The 14,260-nt window shown below is 61.0% G+C and carries 15 protein-coding genes; 5 read left to right on the top strand and 10 right to left on the bottom strand.

The window, feature by feature from the left end:
• Nucleotides 1-133 precede the first annotated feature (133 nt).
• The 3 genes from PspS49_RS27900 to PspS49_RS27890 all read left to right on the top strand — a co-directional run bounded on the left by PspS49_RS27900 (nt 134) and on the right by PspS49_RS27890 (nt 2,164).
• The gene (locus tag PspS49_RS27900) at nt 134-946 is read left to right on the top strand and encodes an HDOD domain-containing protein (protein ID WP_174245144.1); all 813 of its coding nucleotides are present in this window, start codon (nt 134-136) and stop codon (nt 944-946) included.
• 12 nt (nt 947-958) lie between these two features.
• The gene (gene mutM / locus PspS49_RS27895) at nt 959-1,771 is read left to right on the top strand and encodes a bifunctional DNA-formamidopyrimidine glycosylase/DNA-(apurinic or apyrimidinic site) lyase (protein ID WP_007913582.1); all 813 of its coding nucleotides are present in this window, start codon (nt 959-961) and stop codon (nt 1,769-1,771) included.
• Between the two features lie 69 nt (nt 1,772-1,840).
• Complete coding sequence (locus PspS49_RS27890; protein WP_110718043.1) at nt 1,841-2,164, top strand: multidrug transporter; 324 nt, start codon at nt 1,841-1,843, stop codon at nt 2,162-2,164.
• Between the two features lie 124 nt (nt 2,165-2,288).
• Here the strand turns inward: PspS49_RS27890 and PspS49_RS27885 are convergent, their stop codons facing one another.
• The 5 genes from PspS49_RS27885 to PspS49_RS27865 all read right to left on the bottom strand — a co-directional run bounded on the left by PspS49_RS27885 (nt 2,289) and on the right by PspS49_RS27865 (nt 7,029).
• Entirely contained in the window at nt 2,289-2,540 is a 252-nt protein-coding gene (locus PspS49_RS27885) for a YfhL family 4Fe-4S dicluster ferredoxin (RefSeq protein ID WP_003234652.1), read from the bottom strand.
• Nucleotides 2,541-2,699: 159 nt separating this feature from the next.
• Entirely contained in the window at nt 2,700-3,179 is a 480-nt protein-coding gene (gene coaD / locus PspS49_RS27880) for a pantetheine-phosphate adenylyltransferase (protein WP_003229157.1), read from the bottom strand.
• Between the two features lie 115 nt (nt 3,180-3,294).
• Nucleotides 3,295-4,890 (bottom strand): GMC family oxidoreductase, encoded by a 1,596-nt coding sequence (locus PspS49_RS27875; protein ID WP_160042221.1) that lies wholly within the window; start codon nt 4,888-4,890, stop codon nt 3,295-3,297.
• A 133-nt stretch (nt 4,891-5,023) separates the two neighbouring features.
• Complete coding sequence (locus PspS49_RS27870; protein WP_160042219.1) at nt 5,024-5,569, bottom strand: twin-arginine translocation pathway signal protein; 546 nt, start codon at nt 5,567-5,569, stop codon at nt 5,024-5,026.
• Nucleotides 5,570-5,598: 29 nt separating this feature from the next.
• A complete protein-coding gene (locus PspS49_RS27865) occupies nt 5,599-7,029 on the bottom strand; it encodes a coniferyl aldehyde dehydrogenase (protein ID WP_150749762.1) in 1,431 nt (476 codons plus the stop codon).
• A 146-nt stretch (nt 7,030-7,175) separates the two neighbouring features.
• Between PspS49_RS27865 and PspS49_RS27860 the strand changes: the two genes are divergently transcribed.
• On the top strand, nt 7,176-7,847 hold the full coding sequence (locus tag PspS49_RS27860; RefSeq protein WP_007913599.1) for a TetR/AcrR family transcriptional regulator: 672 nt from the start codon (nt 7,176-7,178) through the stop codon (nt 7,845-7,847).
• Between the two features lie 32 nt (nt 7,848-7,879).
• A complete protein-coding gene (locus PspS49_RS27855) occupies nt 7,880-8,734 on the top strand; it encodes a sulfurtransferase (protein ID WP_160042217.1) in 855 nt (284 codons plus the stop codon).
• A gap of 102 nt (nt 8,735-8,836) precedes the next feature.
• On the opposite strand, the gene PspS49_RS27850 is transcribed toward PspS49_RS27855, so the two are convergent.
• The 5 genes from PspS49_RS27850 to PspS49_RS27830 all read right to left on the bottom strand — a co-directional run bounded on the left by PspS49_RS27850 (nt 8,837) and on the right by PspS49_RS27830 (nt 14,183).
• Nucleotides 8,837-9,679, bottom strand: a complete 843-nt coding sequence (locus tag PspS49_RS27850; protein WP_160042215.1) for an AraC family transcriptional regulator — start codon at nt 9,677-9,679, stop codon at nt 8,837-8,839.
• Nucleotides 9,676-10,671: a hydrolase gene (locus PspS49_RS27845; protein WP_127930125.1), complete on the bottom strand. Its 996-nt coding sequence runs from the start codon at nt 10,669-10,671 to the stop codon at nt 9,676-9,678. The genes PspS49_RS27850 and PspS49_RS27845 overlap by 4 nt, the downstream gene beginning before the upstream one ends.
• Before the next feature lie 62 nt (nt 10,672-10,733).
• Nucleotides 10,734-11,348 carry a 16S rRNA (guanine(966)-N(2))-methyltransferase RsmD gene (gene rsmD, locus PspS49_RS27840; RefSeq protein WP_127930124.1) on the bottom strand — a complete coding sequence of 205 codons (615 nt, stop codon included), beginning with the start codon at nt 11,346-11,348 and terminating at the stop codon, nt 10,734-10,736.
• Entirely contained in the window at nt 11,348-12,835 is a 1,488-nt protein-coding gene (locus PspS49_RS27835) for a pitrilysin family protein (RefSeq protein ID WP_160042213.1), read from the bottom strand. Before PspS49_RS27835 ends, rsmD begins: the two co-directional genes overlap by 1 nt.
• On the bottom strand, nt 12,828-14,183 hold the full coding sequence (locus tag PspS49_RS27830) for a pitrilysin family protein (protein ID WP_127930122.1): 1,356 nt from the start codon (nt 14,181-14,183) through the stop codon (nt 12,828-12,830). The genes PspS49_RS27835 and PspS49_RS27830 overlap by 8 nt, the downstream gene beginning before the upstream one ends.
• Between the last annotated feature and the right edge of the window lie 77 nt (nt 14,184-14,260).

The raw sequence follows: 14,260 nt of genomic DNA, 5'->3' as shown, positions 1-14,260 counted from the left end.
TTCCTGACAATTGCCCACTGGTGTGTCGTCTCGCGGTTTTTAGAGGTTAGAATCGCCGCCTGTCCCAGAGTGTGTACTTATGTCCCAAGAGCTGACCACCGAACAGATTCAACAATCGCTGCAAGGCATCAGTGTGCCGGCGCAACCGCAGATCATGGTGGATCTGCAAATGGAGCAGTACATGCCCGACCCGGACCTGGAGGTGATCGCCAAGCTGATCGCCCAGGATCCCGGCCTGTCCGGCTCGCTGCTGAAAATCGTCAACTCGCCGTATTACGGCCTGAGCAACAAGATCACCTCGATTCAACGCGCGGTGAACCTGCTGGGCAGTCGTTCGATCATCAACCTGATCAACGCGCAGTCGATCAAGGGCGAGATGAACGATGACACCATCGTCACGCTCAACCGCTTCTGGGATACCGCCCAGGACGTGGCGATGACGTGCCTGACGCTGGCCAAACGCGTCGGCACTCAGGCCGGCGACGAGGCGTATGCCTTGGGCCTGTTCCACGATTGCGGCGTGCCGTTGATGCTGCAGCGCTTCCCTAACTACATGTCGGTGCTGGAAACCGCCTACGCCAATGCCAGCGCCGAATGTCGGGTGGTCGACACCGAGAACAGCGAGTTCAACACCAACCACGCGGTGGTCGGTTACTACACCGCCAAGTCGTGGCGCCTGCCGGAACACGTCAGTGCGGCCATCGCCAATCACCACAACGCCCTGGCGATCTTCAGCGATGAATCGTCGCGCAACAGTCAGCTGAAAAACCTGCTGGCGATCCTGAAAATGGCCGAACACATTTGCGCTTCGTATCGGGTACTGGGCAACCAGACCGAAGATTTCGAATGGAGCGCCGTCGGCCCGCTGGTACTCGACTATGTAGGACTGTCGGATTACGACTTCGAAACCCTCAAACAAACGATCCGCGACCTCGGCGCGCATTGATTCGAGGACGCCATGCCTGAACTGCCAGAAGTCGAAACCACCCGCCGCGGCATCGCTCCGCATCTGGAAGGCCAGCGTGTCAGTCGGGTGATCGTGCGTGACCGGCGGTTGCGCTGGCCGATTCCCGAGGATCTCGATGTGCGCCTCTCGGGGCAGCGCATTGTGCTGGTCGAACGTCGTGCCAAGTATCTGTTGATCAACGCCGAGGTTGGCACGCTGATCAGCCATTTGGGCATGTCGGGCAATTTGCGTCTGGTCGAGGTCGGGTTGCCGGCGCTCAAACACGAACACGTCGATATCGAGCTGGAGTCGGGACTGGCGCTGCGCTACACCGACCCGCGGCGTTTCGGCGCGATGTTGTGGAGCAATGATCCACTCAATCATGAGCTGCTGATTCGCCTCGGCCCGGAGCCGCTGACTGATCTGTTCGATGGCGAGCGCTTGTTTCAGCTGTCGCGCGGGCGATCCATGGCGGTCAAACCGTTCATCATGGACAACGCAGTGGTGGTCGGGGTCGGCAATATCTATGCGACCGAAGCGCTGTTTGCTGCCGGGATTGATCCGCGCCGCGAGGCGGGGGGGATTTCCCGGGGGCGATACCTGAAGCTGGCGATCGAGATCAAACGCATTCTTGCCGCCGCCATCGAGCGTGGCGGTACAACGTTGCGTGATTTTATTGGTGGTGACGGTCAGCCGGGCTATTTCCAGCAGGAGCTGTTTGTCTATGGCCGCGGTGGTGAACACTGCAAGGTCTGTGGCACCGGGCTGCGTGAAGTGAAGCTGGGCCAGCGTGCCAGTGTGTTCTGCCCGCGCTGCCAGAGCTGAGGCAAAAAGCTGAAAAGGTCCTACGGTCTATAGTGAGTTGTCTCACTGTTAAGCCCGAAGGATCGTGCCATGAAGTCCTTGCAAGTCCTCTTTGTTGCGCTGCTGCTGTGTTCCAGTCTGGCTGTTCAGGCCGCGGAAAATGGCAGCGGTGACCCGCGTTACACCATCCAGAATCCCCCGGCCTACGCCATGCTTGGCGATTTGCTGATTGCCCGACCTTTATTGGTGGTGGCGACGGTGATCGGTGCGGGGGCGTTTGTCGTGTCGTTGCCGTTTACCGCGCTGGGCGGCGGGATTGGCGATGCGGGGCAGGCGTTGGTGGTGGATCCGGCGAAAGCCGCTTTTGTTCGGTGTCTGGGGTGTATCGGGGAGGGGTTTGAGCAGCGTGAGTAAGCTGATCAGGGTTTAACTGTGAGGCTGGCGGCCTCATCGCGAGCAGGCTCACTCCTACAATTGAAATGCGTTCCAATGTAGGAGTGAGCCTGCTCGCGATGGCGTCGGTACAGGCGCTGAAAAATCAGGCCTTGCCAGTGATCAGGCGGTACTTGTCCATCAACTGTTCTTCAGTCTCCGGATGAGCCTCGTCCAGCGGAATGCAATCCACCGGGCAAACCTGCTGGCACTGTGGTTCGTCGTAGTGGCCGACGCACTGGGTGCACAGGTTGGGGTCGATCACATAGATCTCTTCGCCCTGGGAAATGGCGGCGTTCGGGCACTCGGGTTCGCAGACGTCGCAGTTGATGCAATCGTCGGTGATGATCAGGGACATGCTAACTCCAGCCGGGGCGGCGGGCCCGGGCGCAATAAATCAATGCGCGCAATTGTGCCGCATTGGCGAGCGCAGTGCACGCGGCTGCGATCAAGGGCACTGATAGCTGCGATCAAAAAACAAAGATCGTCTGATCGCAGCCCGAGCCTTCGGCTGCTCCTACTTTTTAAAGCGCAGGGTCAGCGCGTCAGCCACGGCCGGGTGGACGAACTTGCTGATATCGCCGCCCAGCGCGGCAATTTCCCGCACCAGCGTCGAGGAAATGAACGAATAACGCTCGGACGGTGTGAGAAACAGGCTCTCCACATCCGGGGCCAACTGGCGGTTCATGTTGGCCAGCTGGAATTCGTATTCGAAGTCCGACACCGCGCGCAGACCACGCAGGAACACATTGGCGTTCTGCTCTTTGGCGAAATGCGCGAGCAGCGTCGAGAAACCGACCACTTCCACGTTAGGCAGGTGTTTGGTGACCTCGCGAGCCAGTTCGACCCGTTGTTCCAGCGGGAACAGCGGGTTTTTCTTCGGGCTGGCAGCGACCGCGATAATCACGTGATCGAACAGGCGCGAGGCGCGTTCGACCAGATCGCCATGGCCCTTGGTAATAGGGTCGAAGGTACCTGGGTACAACACTCGGTTCATCGCGTCGTCCTGGCGGGAGTCCGTTGGGGAGTCGGATGGTATCGCAGCCGTCCCGGTCGGCCAAGTCGCCTGTTGGGTAAGAAAGCACTATAGACGATGCGAATAATCGGTTTTTTCACGGGTTTCTCAGCCGATCGGCGAGGGACGTCGCCAGTTGTGCGGTCAGGCCATACACCGACAGCTGCGGGTTGGCGCCGATACTGGTGGGGAACAGTGAGCCGTCGTGAATCGACAGATTAGTCAGTTGATGATGCCGGCCGAGACTGTCGGTGACCGCGCTTTTAGGGTCTTCGCCCATCGCGCAACCGCCCATGACGTGAGCGCTGCCGAGTCGTGTGCGATACAACTCCAGGCTCAAACCATCGATCAGCGTGCGTGCCTCAGCCAGGGTTTTCACGTAACGGGCGTCGGCGTGCATCGGCATCACCGATTTTGCGCCGCCGGCGAACTGGATTTCGGCCATGACCTGAAAGGCCCGGCGCAGGCCTTCCCAGGCGTAGGGTGAAACCTGATAGTCGAGCACCGGCGAACCATCGCCACGCAACTCGACTGCGCCACCGGTGCTGTCCGGGTGAAAACCGTCACGCAGCAAGGCCAACATGGCGTGGGTGTGCGGCAGGTCCGCCATGTGTTGCGCGCTTTCCTCGCCAAAGCCGCCGAGCAGGGTGGCCGCCAGTGCCGGGTGCAGCGGCGGTACTTCAAGTTTGAAGGCCATCGGCCCGGTGGTGCCGTCCTTCCATTGGAAATGGTCGGAATAGATCGACTGCGGCGCCCCGTAAAACGGGTTGATGACTTCATCGAAGCGCGCAGCGGACATGTTCACCGGGTGCAGGAAAGTCCGTTTGCCTAAGCATTTGTGCGGGTCCGGTGCATCCGAACGCAGCAGCAGTGCCGGGCTGTTGATACCGCCGCCAGCTAATACGTAATGCCGCGCCTTGACCGTGATACTACGCCCGGTCTGCTCGACGCAGCGCTCATCCATCGCCACGCATTGCAGGCCGGTGACCTTGTCGCCGCTGATCAGCAGCTTCTCCGCGCGGGCCAGATAAAGCAGCTCGCCGCCCTTTTCCAGCGTCGCCGGAATGGTCGTGACCATCATTGATTGCTTGGCGTTGCTCGGGCAGCCCATTCCGCAGTAACCGAGATTCCAGCAGCCGCGCACATTGCGCGGGATCACGTGCCAGCTGTAACCGAGGTGCTCGCAGCCTTTGCGGATCACATCGTTGTTGGCGTTGGGCGGGACCATCCACGGGGCGACGCCGAGGCGTTGTTCCATTTTCTCGAACCACGGCGCCATCTCGGCGGGGCTGTGACCTTTGACGTTGTGTTCCTTGGCCCAGTGTTCGAGTGTCGGCTCCGGGGTGCGAAAGCTCGAGGTCCAGTTGATCAGCGTGGTGCCGCCGACCGCGCGTCCTTGCAGGATGGTGATTGCGCCGTCCTTGCTCATGCGGCCGATGCCTTCCTGATAGAGGCTGCTGTAGGCCTGGTCTTCAAGCATTTTGAAATCGGAACTGGTTTTCAGCGGGCCTTCTTCGATCAGCAGGACTTTGTAGCCGGCGGCGCTGAGGATTTCCGCGGTGGTGCCGCCCCCGGCGCCGCTGCCGATGATGGCCACGTCGGCCTCCAGGGTCAGGTCGTCGCTCAGTTGTGCGCCGTTGTAGGTTTTCCAGCCTCGGGCGAGGCCTTCGCGGAACGGGTCGGGTACGGGCATCGATCAGGTTCTCTTTATTATTTTTGGATGCGGCGGTGTGGCGGCCGACCACTTCGCGAGCAGGCTCGCTCCCACATTTGAAATGCATTCCCCTGTGGGAGCGAGCCTGCTCGCGAAGGCCGCGCCGCTAATCTCAAACAGTAGGCGGGCCGGGATAACCGCAATGCGCCCACGATTCTGCGCGGGTATACCAGGCCATCATCACCATCTGCTGCAACGAGCTATGCCCCATGCGCAGCAGGCTCAACGAGCTGTTCTCCCAGCGATCAAGAAAATGCCGCATCGCCTCGGGGCTGGCATTTTCCCAACTGCCCCAGATTCCCGTGAGTGGCCCGCGTGTCACGGCCATGCCGAGGACATCGAACAGTTGCCGGCTGAGTTTGAGCATTTCCGGCGACAGGTGATCGAGGCTGTAGTCCAGCGATTTGAGCGTGCCATCAACAGCGCCCGGCATTTTTTCAGCCGCCACAGCGCCATGGAGCATCACCGGAATCAGTGCGCGCAGAAACAGCAGGTCGCCGTCGCGCAACGAGACAAAACCGTTGGCCGCGACGCTCGACGAACAGCCGCTGAGGCTGGCGCCGAGTCCGGCGGTGGCGAGAAACGCCGTGGCGCCGAGGCTGAATTTCAGCAGGCTACGGCGCGACAGTGCAGGTGTTTCGGTCAGGCTTGGGTGCATTGTTTTTATTACCCGGCGATGACAAAGGTTTAGCGAATGAACAGCTTCTGGATCAGTTTCTGAATCGATGTGCCGTAGGGCGGGTAAATCAGTCTGGCCGCGTTGAAGCGTTGTTTGATCAACACGCCCTTGGCTTTGCTGAAGGTCAGGAAGCCTTCGTGACCGTGGTAGTGGCCCATGCCCGAAGCGCCGATGCCACCGAACGGCATATCGTCCTGAGCCACATGCAGCAAGGTGTCGTTCAGGCACACACCGCCGGAATGAGTTTCGTGTAGCACCCGGTTCTGTTCGCGTTTGTCGTAGCCAAAGTAGTAAAGAGCCAGAGGACGTGGCCGCTGATTGATGTAAGCAAATGCCTGCTCCAGATCCTGATACGGCACGATCGGCAGCAACGGGCCGAAGATTTCGTCCTGCATCACGGTCATCTCGTCGCTGACATTCAGCAGCACGCTGTGCGGCATGCGCCGGCCCTGAGCCTGTTCGAACAACGGAATCAACAGCGCACCCTTGCTGGTCGCGTCGCTGACGTAGCCGTTGAGTCGCGCCAATTGGCGTTCGTTGATGATCGCCGTGTAGTCCGGATTGTCGATGAGTGTCGGATAAAAACCCTGCACAGCCTGGCGATAGGCTTCGACGAAAGCGCCGACCCGATCTTCCGGCACCAGCACGTAATCCGGGGCAACGCAGGTCTGGCCGGCGTTGAGGGTTTTACCGAAGGCGATGCGCTCGGCAGCATCCTTGAGCGGCACATCGCGGGAGACGATGGCCGGCGACTTGCCGCCCAGCTCCAGCGTCACCGGGGTGAGGTTTTCGGCGGCGGCGCGCATCACGTGTTTGCCGATGCTGGTGGCCCCGGTGAACAGCAAGTGATCGAAGCGCAAACGGGAGAACGCCACGCCGATGTCGGCCTCACCGAGCACCACGCAGACCAGGTCTTCGGGGAAGATTCGCGCCAGCAATTCTTTGAGCAACAAGCCGGTAGCCGGGGTCGATTCGCTGAGTTTGAGCATCACCCGGTTGCCCGCCGCCAAGGCGCCGACCAGCGGGCCGACGGCCAGGTACAACGGGTAATTCCACGGCACGATGACGCCAACCACGCCCAATGGCTGATACACCACTTTCGCCGAGGCCGGCTGGAACGCCATGCCAACCTTGCGTCGCGAGGCTTTCATCCAGCCTTTGAGATTCCGGCTGGCGTAATGAATGCCGTGCAGGCTTGGCATCAGCTCGGCGAGCAGGGTTTCATCGGCGCTGCGATGGCTGAAATCGGAGCTGATCGCCTCGATCAATGCCTGACGCTCGTTGCTGAGCAAATCACTCAGTGCCTTGAGCCATTGCTGGCGCTGGGCGGCGGGCGGCATCGGATTGGCGGCATACGCAGCCCGCTGCGCCTTGAACAACCGCTCCAGCTCGGCCAGCGGTTGTTGCAGCGTTTGCAGGTAGGCAATGTCGGCAGTCATGGTCTGCTCCGGATTTATTGTAGTGATGAACTTTTTAGAGTCTATGCTCTATAAAGTCAAATGACTTCCTTGCACAGCAGTGTTTTATCCATTTCCGGTTAGGTCGTAAGATGCCCCCCAACGCACTCTGAATTAAAGCTCAAGCCATGGCCCCACGAATAAAAACCAGCGAGCGTATCGTGCTGAACAGCCTTGAGCTGTTCAATCAGCAGGGCGAGCGCAGCATCAGCACCAATCACATTGCTGCCCACATGGAGATTTCTCCGGGCAACCTGTACTACCACTTCCCCAACAAGCAGGCGATCATCGCCGTGTTGTTCAGTGAGTACGAAAGCCTCGTCGACAGTTTTCTGCGCCCGCCGCAGGGGCGTGCGGCGACCGTCGAGGACAAGCGTTTCTATCTCAAGGAATTGCTTTCGGCGATGTGGCGCTACCGTTTTCTGCATCGTGATCTGGAGCATCTGCTCGACAGCGATCCGGAACTGGCCGCGCGCTATCGGCGCTTTTCCCAGCGCTGCGTGATCCAGGGCGCGGCGATCTACGAAGGTTTTGTCGCCGCCGGGATTCTCGACATGGATCGCGTGCAGATCGAATCCCTGACCCTCAATGCCTGGATCATCCTGACGTCCTGGGTGCGCTTCCTGTGCACCACCCGCGAAAACTCCAACCACCTCAGTGAGCAGGCCATTAAACGTGGCGTGTATCAGGTGCTGGTGCTGGAGGCCGGGTTTGTCACCGAGCAGGCGCGTGACGAGGTCAATGCGTTGTTCGAGGAGTTCTACGTGCCGCTGGCCCAGGCCCTCGAAGACGTGAAATAAACCGTTCTGTTGAAATCCCCCAGGAGCCCGTTATGCCGATTGCGCAACTGATCAGCCCCGAAGCACTGGATGCCCGCAAGGCGCAGCCGGGGCTGGTGATTCTCGATTGTCGTTTTGCTCTCGAAGACCCGGACTACGGGCAACGCAGCTATGCCGAAGGGCACATAGCCGGGGCGAGCTTCGCCGATCTTGAGCGTGACCTCAGCGGCACAGTGGTCAAAGGCGTGACTGGCCGTCATCCGTTGCCCGAGTCGGCAGAGCTGATCGAGCGGCTACAGGCGTGGGGCATCAACAATGACAGCGACGTGGTTTTGTACGACGACGGCCCCGGTGCCTACGCGGCGCGGGCGTGGTGGTTGCTGGCGTGGCTGGGCAAGCGCGATGGCGTGTTCATTCTCGATGGCGGGCTCAAGGCGTGGCATGCGGCGGGGCTGCCGCTGAGCCTGGATGCGCCGACGGTCAGTCGCGGCACTTTCAGTGGCCAGCCGGATATGAGCATTCTGATCAGCGCCGAAAAATTGCAAAAGCGTCTTGGCCAACCTGCGTTGACCTTGATTGATGCTCGGGCTTTGCCGCGGTTCAAGGGTGAAGTTGAGCCGATTGATCCGATTGCCGGGCACATTCCCGGCGCGCAATGCGCGGCGTTCACCGACAACCTCGGCAGCGATGGGCGATTCCTGCCGGCGGATCAGCTCAAACATCGTTTTGCCGCCAAGATCGGTGAGCGTTCGCCAGCGGATCTGGTTGCCTATTGCGGTTCCGGCGTGACGGCGTGTCACAACCTGTTTGCGTTGTGCCTGGCGGGTTATCCGTTGGCGTCGTTGTATGCCGGATCGTGGAGCGAGTGGATCAACGAGCCTTCGCGCGGTATCGCCACCGGCGAATAATCAATACCCGTGGGAGCGAGCCTGCTCGCGAAGGCGTCGGATCAGTCGACATTAATGTTGAATGAACAACCGCTTTCGCGAGCAGGCTCGCTCCCACATTGGTTATTCGTTGTCTGAAGGAAATTGTCGGGCGCTGCGGTACGCGGCGGGTCCGACGCCATAAGCCTGCTTGAACTGCCGGCTCAAATGGCTCTGGTCGGCAAATCCCAATTGTGTGGCGACCTCCACCGGCAGGCAGCCGTGTTGCAGAAGTGCGCGAGCCTGGGCGATGCGTTGCTGCATCAGCCAGGTGTGCGGCGGCATGCCGGTGGCGCGGCGGAACACCCGGGCGAAATGGAAGGGCGACAGATTGACCGCCGCCGCCAGCTCTTCCAGTGACGGTGGCGCCGCCAATTGTGCGTGCAACAATTCCTTGCCCAGCAGCACCGCACGGTGTTCCTTGCCGGCTCGACCGGGCACCGGCACTGCCGCATGGCGCTGCAACAGCAGCAACATCATCTCGCGCCACAGCGTTTGCTGTTGCAGTGCGGTGGCCGGACTTTCGAGCAAACGATGCAATTGCGCAAAGCCGTTGACCAGATCCGCATCGCGATACAGCGTGGCGCCAAACGCCGGCAGGCTCGTGGTGGACAGTTCCAGCTCATCCAGCAGCGAAACGATTTGCGCCGTATCGGGATAAAACGCCCGATACAGCCAGCCGTCCTCGGTGCCTTTGTGCCCGGTGTGCAATTCGTCCGGATTGATCAACACCAGCGTGCCGCTGCCGGCCAAATGTTCGGCGCCGCGATAGCGATAACGCTGGGCGCCGGCCATGATCATGCCGATCACGAATCCGTCGTGCACATGCGGGGCGAAACGATGCTCGATGTAGCGCGCCGACAACAACTCGACCCCGGCCAGTGGCGCGGTTTGCCAGAAACGGATCGACTCGCCCTGATCGCTCATGTGGACGCGCGCGCCAGCCACTGTGGGATGCGTCGTTCCAGGTAATAACCGGGCTGGCGCAGCGAGCCATCGACGAAGCCGACGTGCCCGCCGCGTGCCTGCAATTCGAAGGCGGTCGACGGCGACAGCTCACTGGCCTGCGGCAAACTGTGCGGGAACACGAACGGATCGTCCGCCGCCTGAATGATCAGCGTCGGCGTGCGGATCTCACCGAGGAAATAGCGGCTTGAGGCGCGACGATAGTAATCCTCGGCATCATTGAAACCGTGCAACGGCGCGGTCACCCGGCCATCGAAATCCCAGAAGGTGCGCATGTTCTCCAGCGAACCGAGAGCCGCCAGTGCGGCGAGTCCGTCTTCGCGGCCGTCATGCTGAAACTGTCGCTGCTTGTTCTTGATGTAGGCGACCATCTCGCGCATGAAGTGCGCTTGATAGACCTTGGAAAATCCCTGGCCGATGCGGTCGGCGCATTGATCGAGGCGAAACGGCACTGACACCGCCACGGCACCTAGCACACCGCTGGCGCTGCCGGTTTCCCCAAGATGTTTGAGCAACACATTGCCGCCCAACGAATAGCCAACGGCATACAGCGGTGCCAACGGTCGCTTGGCGCGCAGGTGTCTGATGGTTTCGGCGAGGTCTTCGCTGGCGCCGGAATGATAACTGCGCGGCAGCAGATTCGGCTCGCCCGAACAACCGCGCCAGTTCAGCGCAACACTGGCCCAGCCTTGATCGGCCAGCGCCTTCTGGATGCCGGCGACGTAAGGCGAATTGGAGGAACCGGTCAGGCCGTGCAGTACCAACACCAGGGGCGCATCGGCGGTGTGCGGACCGTGCCAGTCGAGATCGAGGAAGTCGCCGTCCTCAAGCCACAGGCGTTCGCGTTCACGCTCGATATGTACGGTTTTGCGCCACAGCGGTCCCCACAAGGTTTGCAGGTGCGGATTGCCGAGGCCGAAGGCGGGGGTGAAGCGTTCTGACGAAGGGGGCACGATGGTTCTCGATGCAGCGCGGCGGCCTTGTTCGAGGCGCGCCGCTTGTTCAGGCCGGTCGGTTAACCGGCGATCTCTGCCGTACGTTGCCACAGCGCGTAGTAAACCCGGCCGGATTTCTGCTCGCGGTGCAGGCGCCAGTTGCCCGGCAGACCCAGCGTCGATGGCGCTGTTTCGCTTTCAGTGTAGATCCACGAGTCGGGCGCCAGCCACTGACGTTCTTCGAGCAAGGCGCAAACGGTCGGCAGCAGGTTCTGATTGAACGGCGGGTCGAGGAACACCAGGTCGAACGCACTGGCGGTCTGGGTTTCCAGATAACGCAGGGCGTCGGCGGTCTGCACCTGGCCGTTGGTGCAGCGCAGGGTGCCGAGGTGTTCCTTCAGGCTGGAGACGGCAATGTTGCTGGCATCCAGCGCCTGGCCCATGGCAGCGCCGCGGGACAGTGCTTCGAGAAACAGCGCGCCGCTGCCGGCGAACGGGTCGAGTACCTTGGCCCCTTCAACGTACGGCGCGAGCCAGTTGAACAGGGTTTCACGCACGCGATCCGGCGTCGGGCGCAGGCCCGGCGCGTCGGGGAAGCTCAGCTTGCGGCTGCGCCATTGGCCGCCAATGATGCGCAACTGGTTCACACCGTTGTGGACGTTTTGCGCAGGTTTTTTAGGCGATCGGGTAGCCATTAGTGCTCCGGAACCCCGAGCGGTTGCTCGGCAGGTTTATCAGATGGGGCCGGTAACGGCTTTTGCGGCACGGTCGGGCCAGCGGTGACGATGACCATTTTGTCCGTGCTCAGGTGTTTGTTCAGGGCGTCGCGGACTTGTTCCACGGTCAGGCTCTGCGATTGGCGCATGAAGTCGTCCAGATAGCTCAACGGCAGATTATAGAAGCCCATGGCGCCGAGTTGGCCAACGATATCGGCATTGCTCGCGGTCGATAGCGGGAAGCTGCCAGCCAGCTCGCGTTTGGCGTCATCGAGTTCTTTCTGCGTCGGCCCGGTTTTCAGGTAGTCGGCGAGCACGTCTTGCACCAGTTTCAGGGTGCCTTCGCTCATTTCCGCACGAGTCTGCAGATTGATCATGAACGGGCCACGAGCCTGCATCGGGCTGAAACCCGAATATACGCCGTAAGTCAGGCCACGTTTTTCACGCACTTCGCTCATCAGGCGTGTGCCGAAACCGCCGCCACCGAGGATCTGGTTGCCCATCGACAGCGCCGCGTAATCCGGGTCATCACGGTCGATGCCCAGTTGCGCGAGCATCAGGTTGGTCTGCTTCGACGGGAATTCGATATGGCCAGTGCTGGCTTTCGGTTCCTGCGGCTGAGCGATCTTCGCCAGCGCCGGGCCTTTCGGCAGGGCCGAGGAGACCTGATTGGCAATCGTCTCGGCTTCCGTGCGAGACAAGTCACCGACCAGCGCAATCACCACATTGCCAGCGGCGTAAGCCTTGGCGTGGAACTCACGCAATTGCGCGAGAGTGATCTTCGGCACGCTCTGTGGATTGCCGTCGCTCGAATGCGCGTACGGGTGATCGCCATACAGACGCTTCATCAGCTCAAGGCTGGCGAGTTTGCCGGGGTTCTGTTTCTGATATTCGAATCCGGCGAGCATCTGGTTCTTGATGCGCGCGAACGAGTCGGCCGGGAAGGTCGGTTTGCCGATGACTTCCGAGAACAGCTTCAAAGCAGGCTCACGCTTGTCGGCAGCACTCAGGCTGCGCAGCGAAGCCAGCGCCATGTCCTTGAAAGCACCGTTGCCGAAATCCGCACCCAAACCTTCAAAGCCCTGAGCGATGGCGCCGACGTCTTTGCCAGCGACACCTTCGTTGAGCATGGCGTTGGTCAGTACCGCCAGACCCGATGCGCTGCCGTCCTGGCTGCTGCCGGCGGCGAAGATCAGGCGCATGTCGAACATTGGCAGCTCATGGGCTTCGACGAACAGCACTTTGGCGCCTTCGGCGGTGTTCCAGGTTTGCACGTCGAGCTTGCGGCTGGCCGGGGCCTTGCCGTCGAGCTCGGCCAGTGATTGCAGCTTTTGGCTGGTCTTGGCGTTGTCCAAGGCTTCGCTGGCATTGCTGTCAGCGCCTGGCGACAGGTACAACGCGGCAGAGCCGATCACTGCAACGGCGATCAGGCCGAGCAGCAGGCGTGGGGTTTTGCGCTCACTCATGAGTCGTCTCCAGTGGCAGGACGTGGGCGACGCTGAGACGTTCGCGGGTGAAATACAGCTTGGCGGCGTTCTGGATGTCTTGCGGGGTGACGCTTTCCAGATCGGCGAGTTCGGTGTCCATCAGTTTCCACGACAGGCCGACGGTTTCCAGCTGCCCGATGGCCGTGGCCTGACTGGTGATCGAATCACGCTCGAAGACCAGACCGGCGATCACTTGTGCACGCACGCGCTCCAGCTCTTCGGCGGACGGTGCGGTGGTTTTCAACTGTTCCAGCAGTTTCCACAGACCGGCTTCGGCTTGCGCCATGGTCTTTTTCTTCTGCGTGTTCGGGGTTGCCGACAGGGTGAACAGGCTGTCGCCACGGGTGTAGGCGTCGTAGCTCGACGAACCGCCGGAAACCAGCTCTTCACCGCGCTCCAGTTGCGTCGGGATGCGACCGCTGTAGCCGCCGTCGAGCAGCGCCGAGATCAGTCGCAGAGCGTTGACCGAGCGCTTGTCTTCAGCCGTGGCGATGCTCGGCACGTTGAAACCAAGCATCAAGCTCGGCAATTGCGTCTGCACGTGCAGGGTGATCTGGCGTTCGCCGGGTTCGGCCAGTTCCAGCGGTTTTTTCGCCGGTGGTACCTCGCGCTTGGCGATCGGGCCGAAATAGCGTTGGGCGAGGGTTTTTACCTCGTCCGGGGTCACGTCGCCGACCACCACCAGCGTGGCGTTGTTCGGCACGTACCAGGATTGGTACCAGTGGCGCAGCTCTTCGACCGTCATGCGGTCGAGGTCAGCCATCCAGCCAATGGTCGGTGTGTGGTAACCGCTGGCCGGGTAGGCCATGGCTTTGTAACGCTCGTAAGCCTTGGACATCGGCTTGTCATCGGTGCGCAAGCGGCGCTCTTCCTTGATGACTTCGATTTCCTTGGCGAACTCGTCGGCCGGCAGGCGCAGATTGGCCATGCGGTCGGCTTCCAGTTCGAAAGCTACGCCCAAGCGGTCGCGAGCCAGCACCTGGTAATAAGCGGTGAAGTCGTCGCTGGTGAAAGCGTTCTCTTCGGCGCCCAGATCACGCAGGATCAGCGACGCTTCGCCGGGACCGACTTTCTCGCTGCCCTTGAACATCATGTGCTCAAGCGCGTGGGACAGACCGGTCTGGCCCGGGGTTTCGTAGCTGGAGCCGACCTTGTACCAGACCTGCGAGACCACCACGGGCGCGCGATGGTCTTCGCGCACGACGACCTTGAGGCCGTTGTCGAGGGTGAATTCGTGGGTCGGTTGCGGGTCGGCCGCCAGGGCCGAAAGGGGCAGGCAGACTGTGCTGAGCAGCAGGCCTGCAGCGCGGCGGGCTAGAGCATTCATTCGTTTTTTAACCTGTTGGGCTGCCCGCTTGGTCTTAGCGTCGGCGGGCGAGAGGGTGCTAGGATACTGATCCGTTT

This window comes from Pseudomonas sp. S49, from assembly GCF_009866785.1.
GTDB lineage: Bacteria > Pseudomonadota > Gammaproteobacteria > Pseudomonadales > Pseudomonadaceae > Aquipseudomonas.
This window is presented reverse-complemented; position numbering and strand designations above follow the sequence as displayed.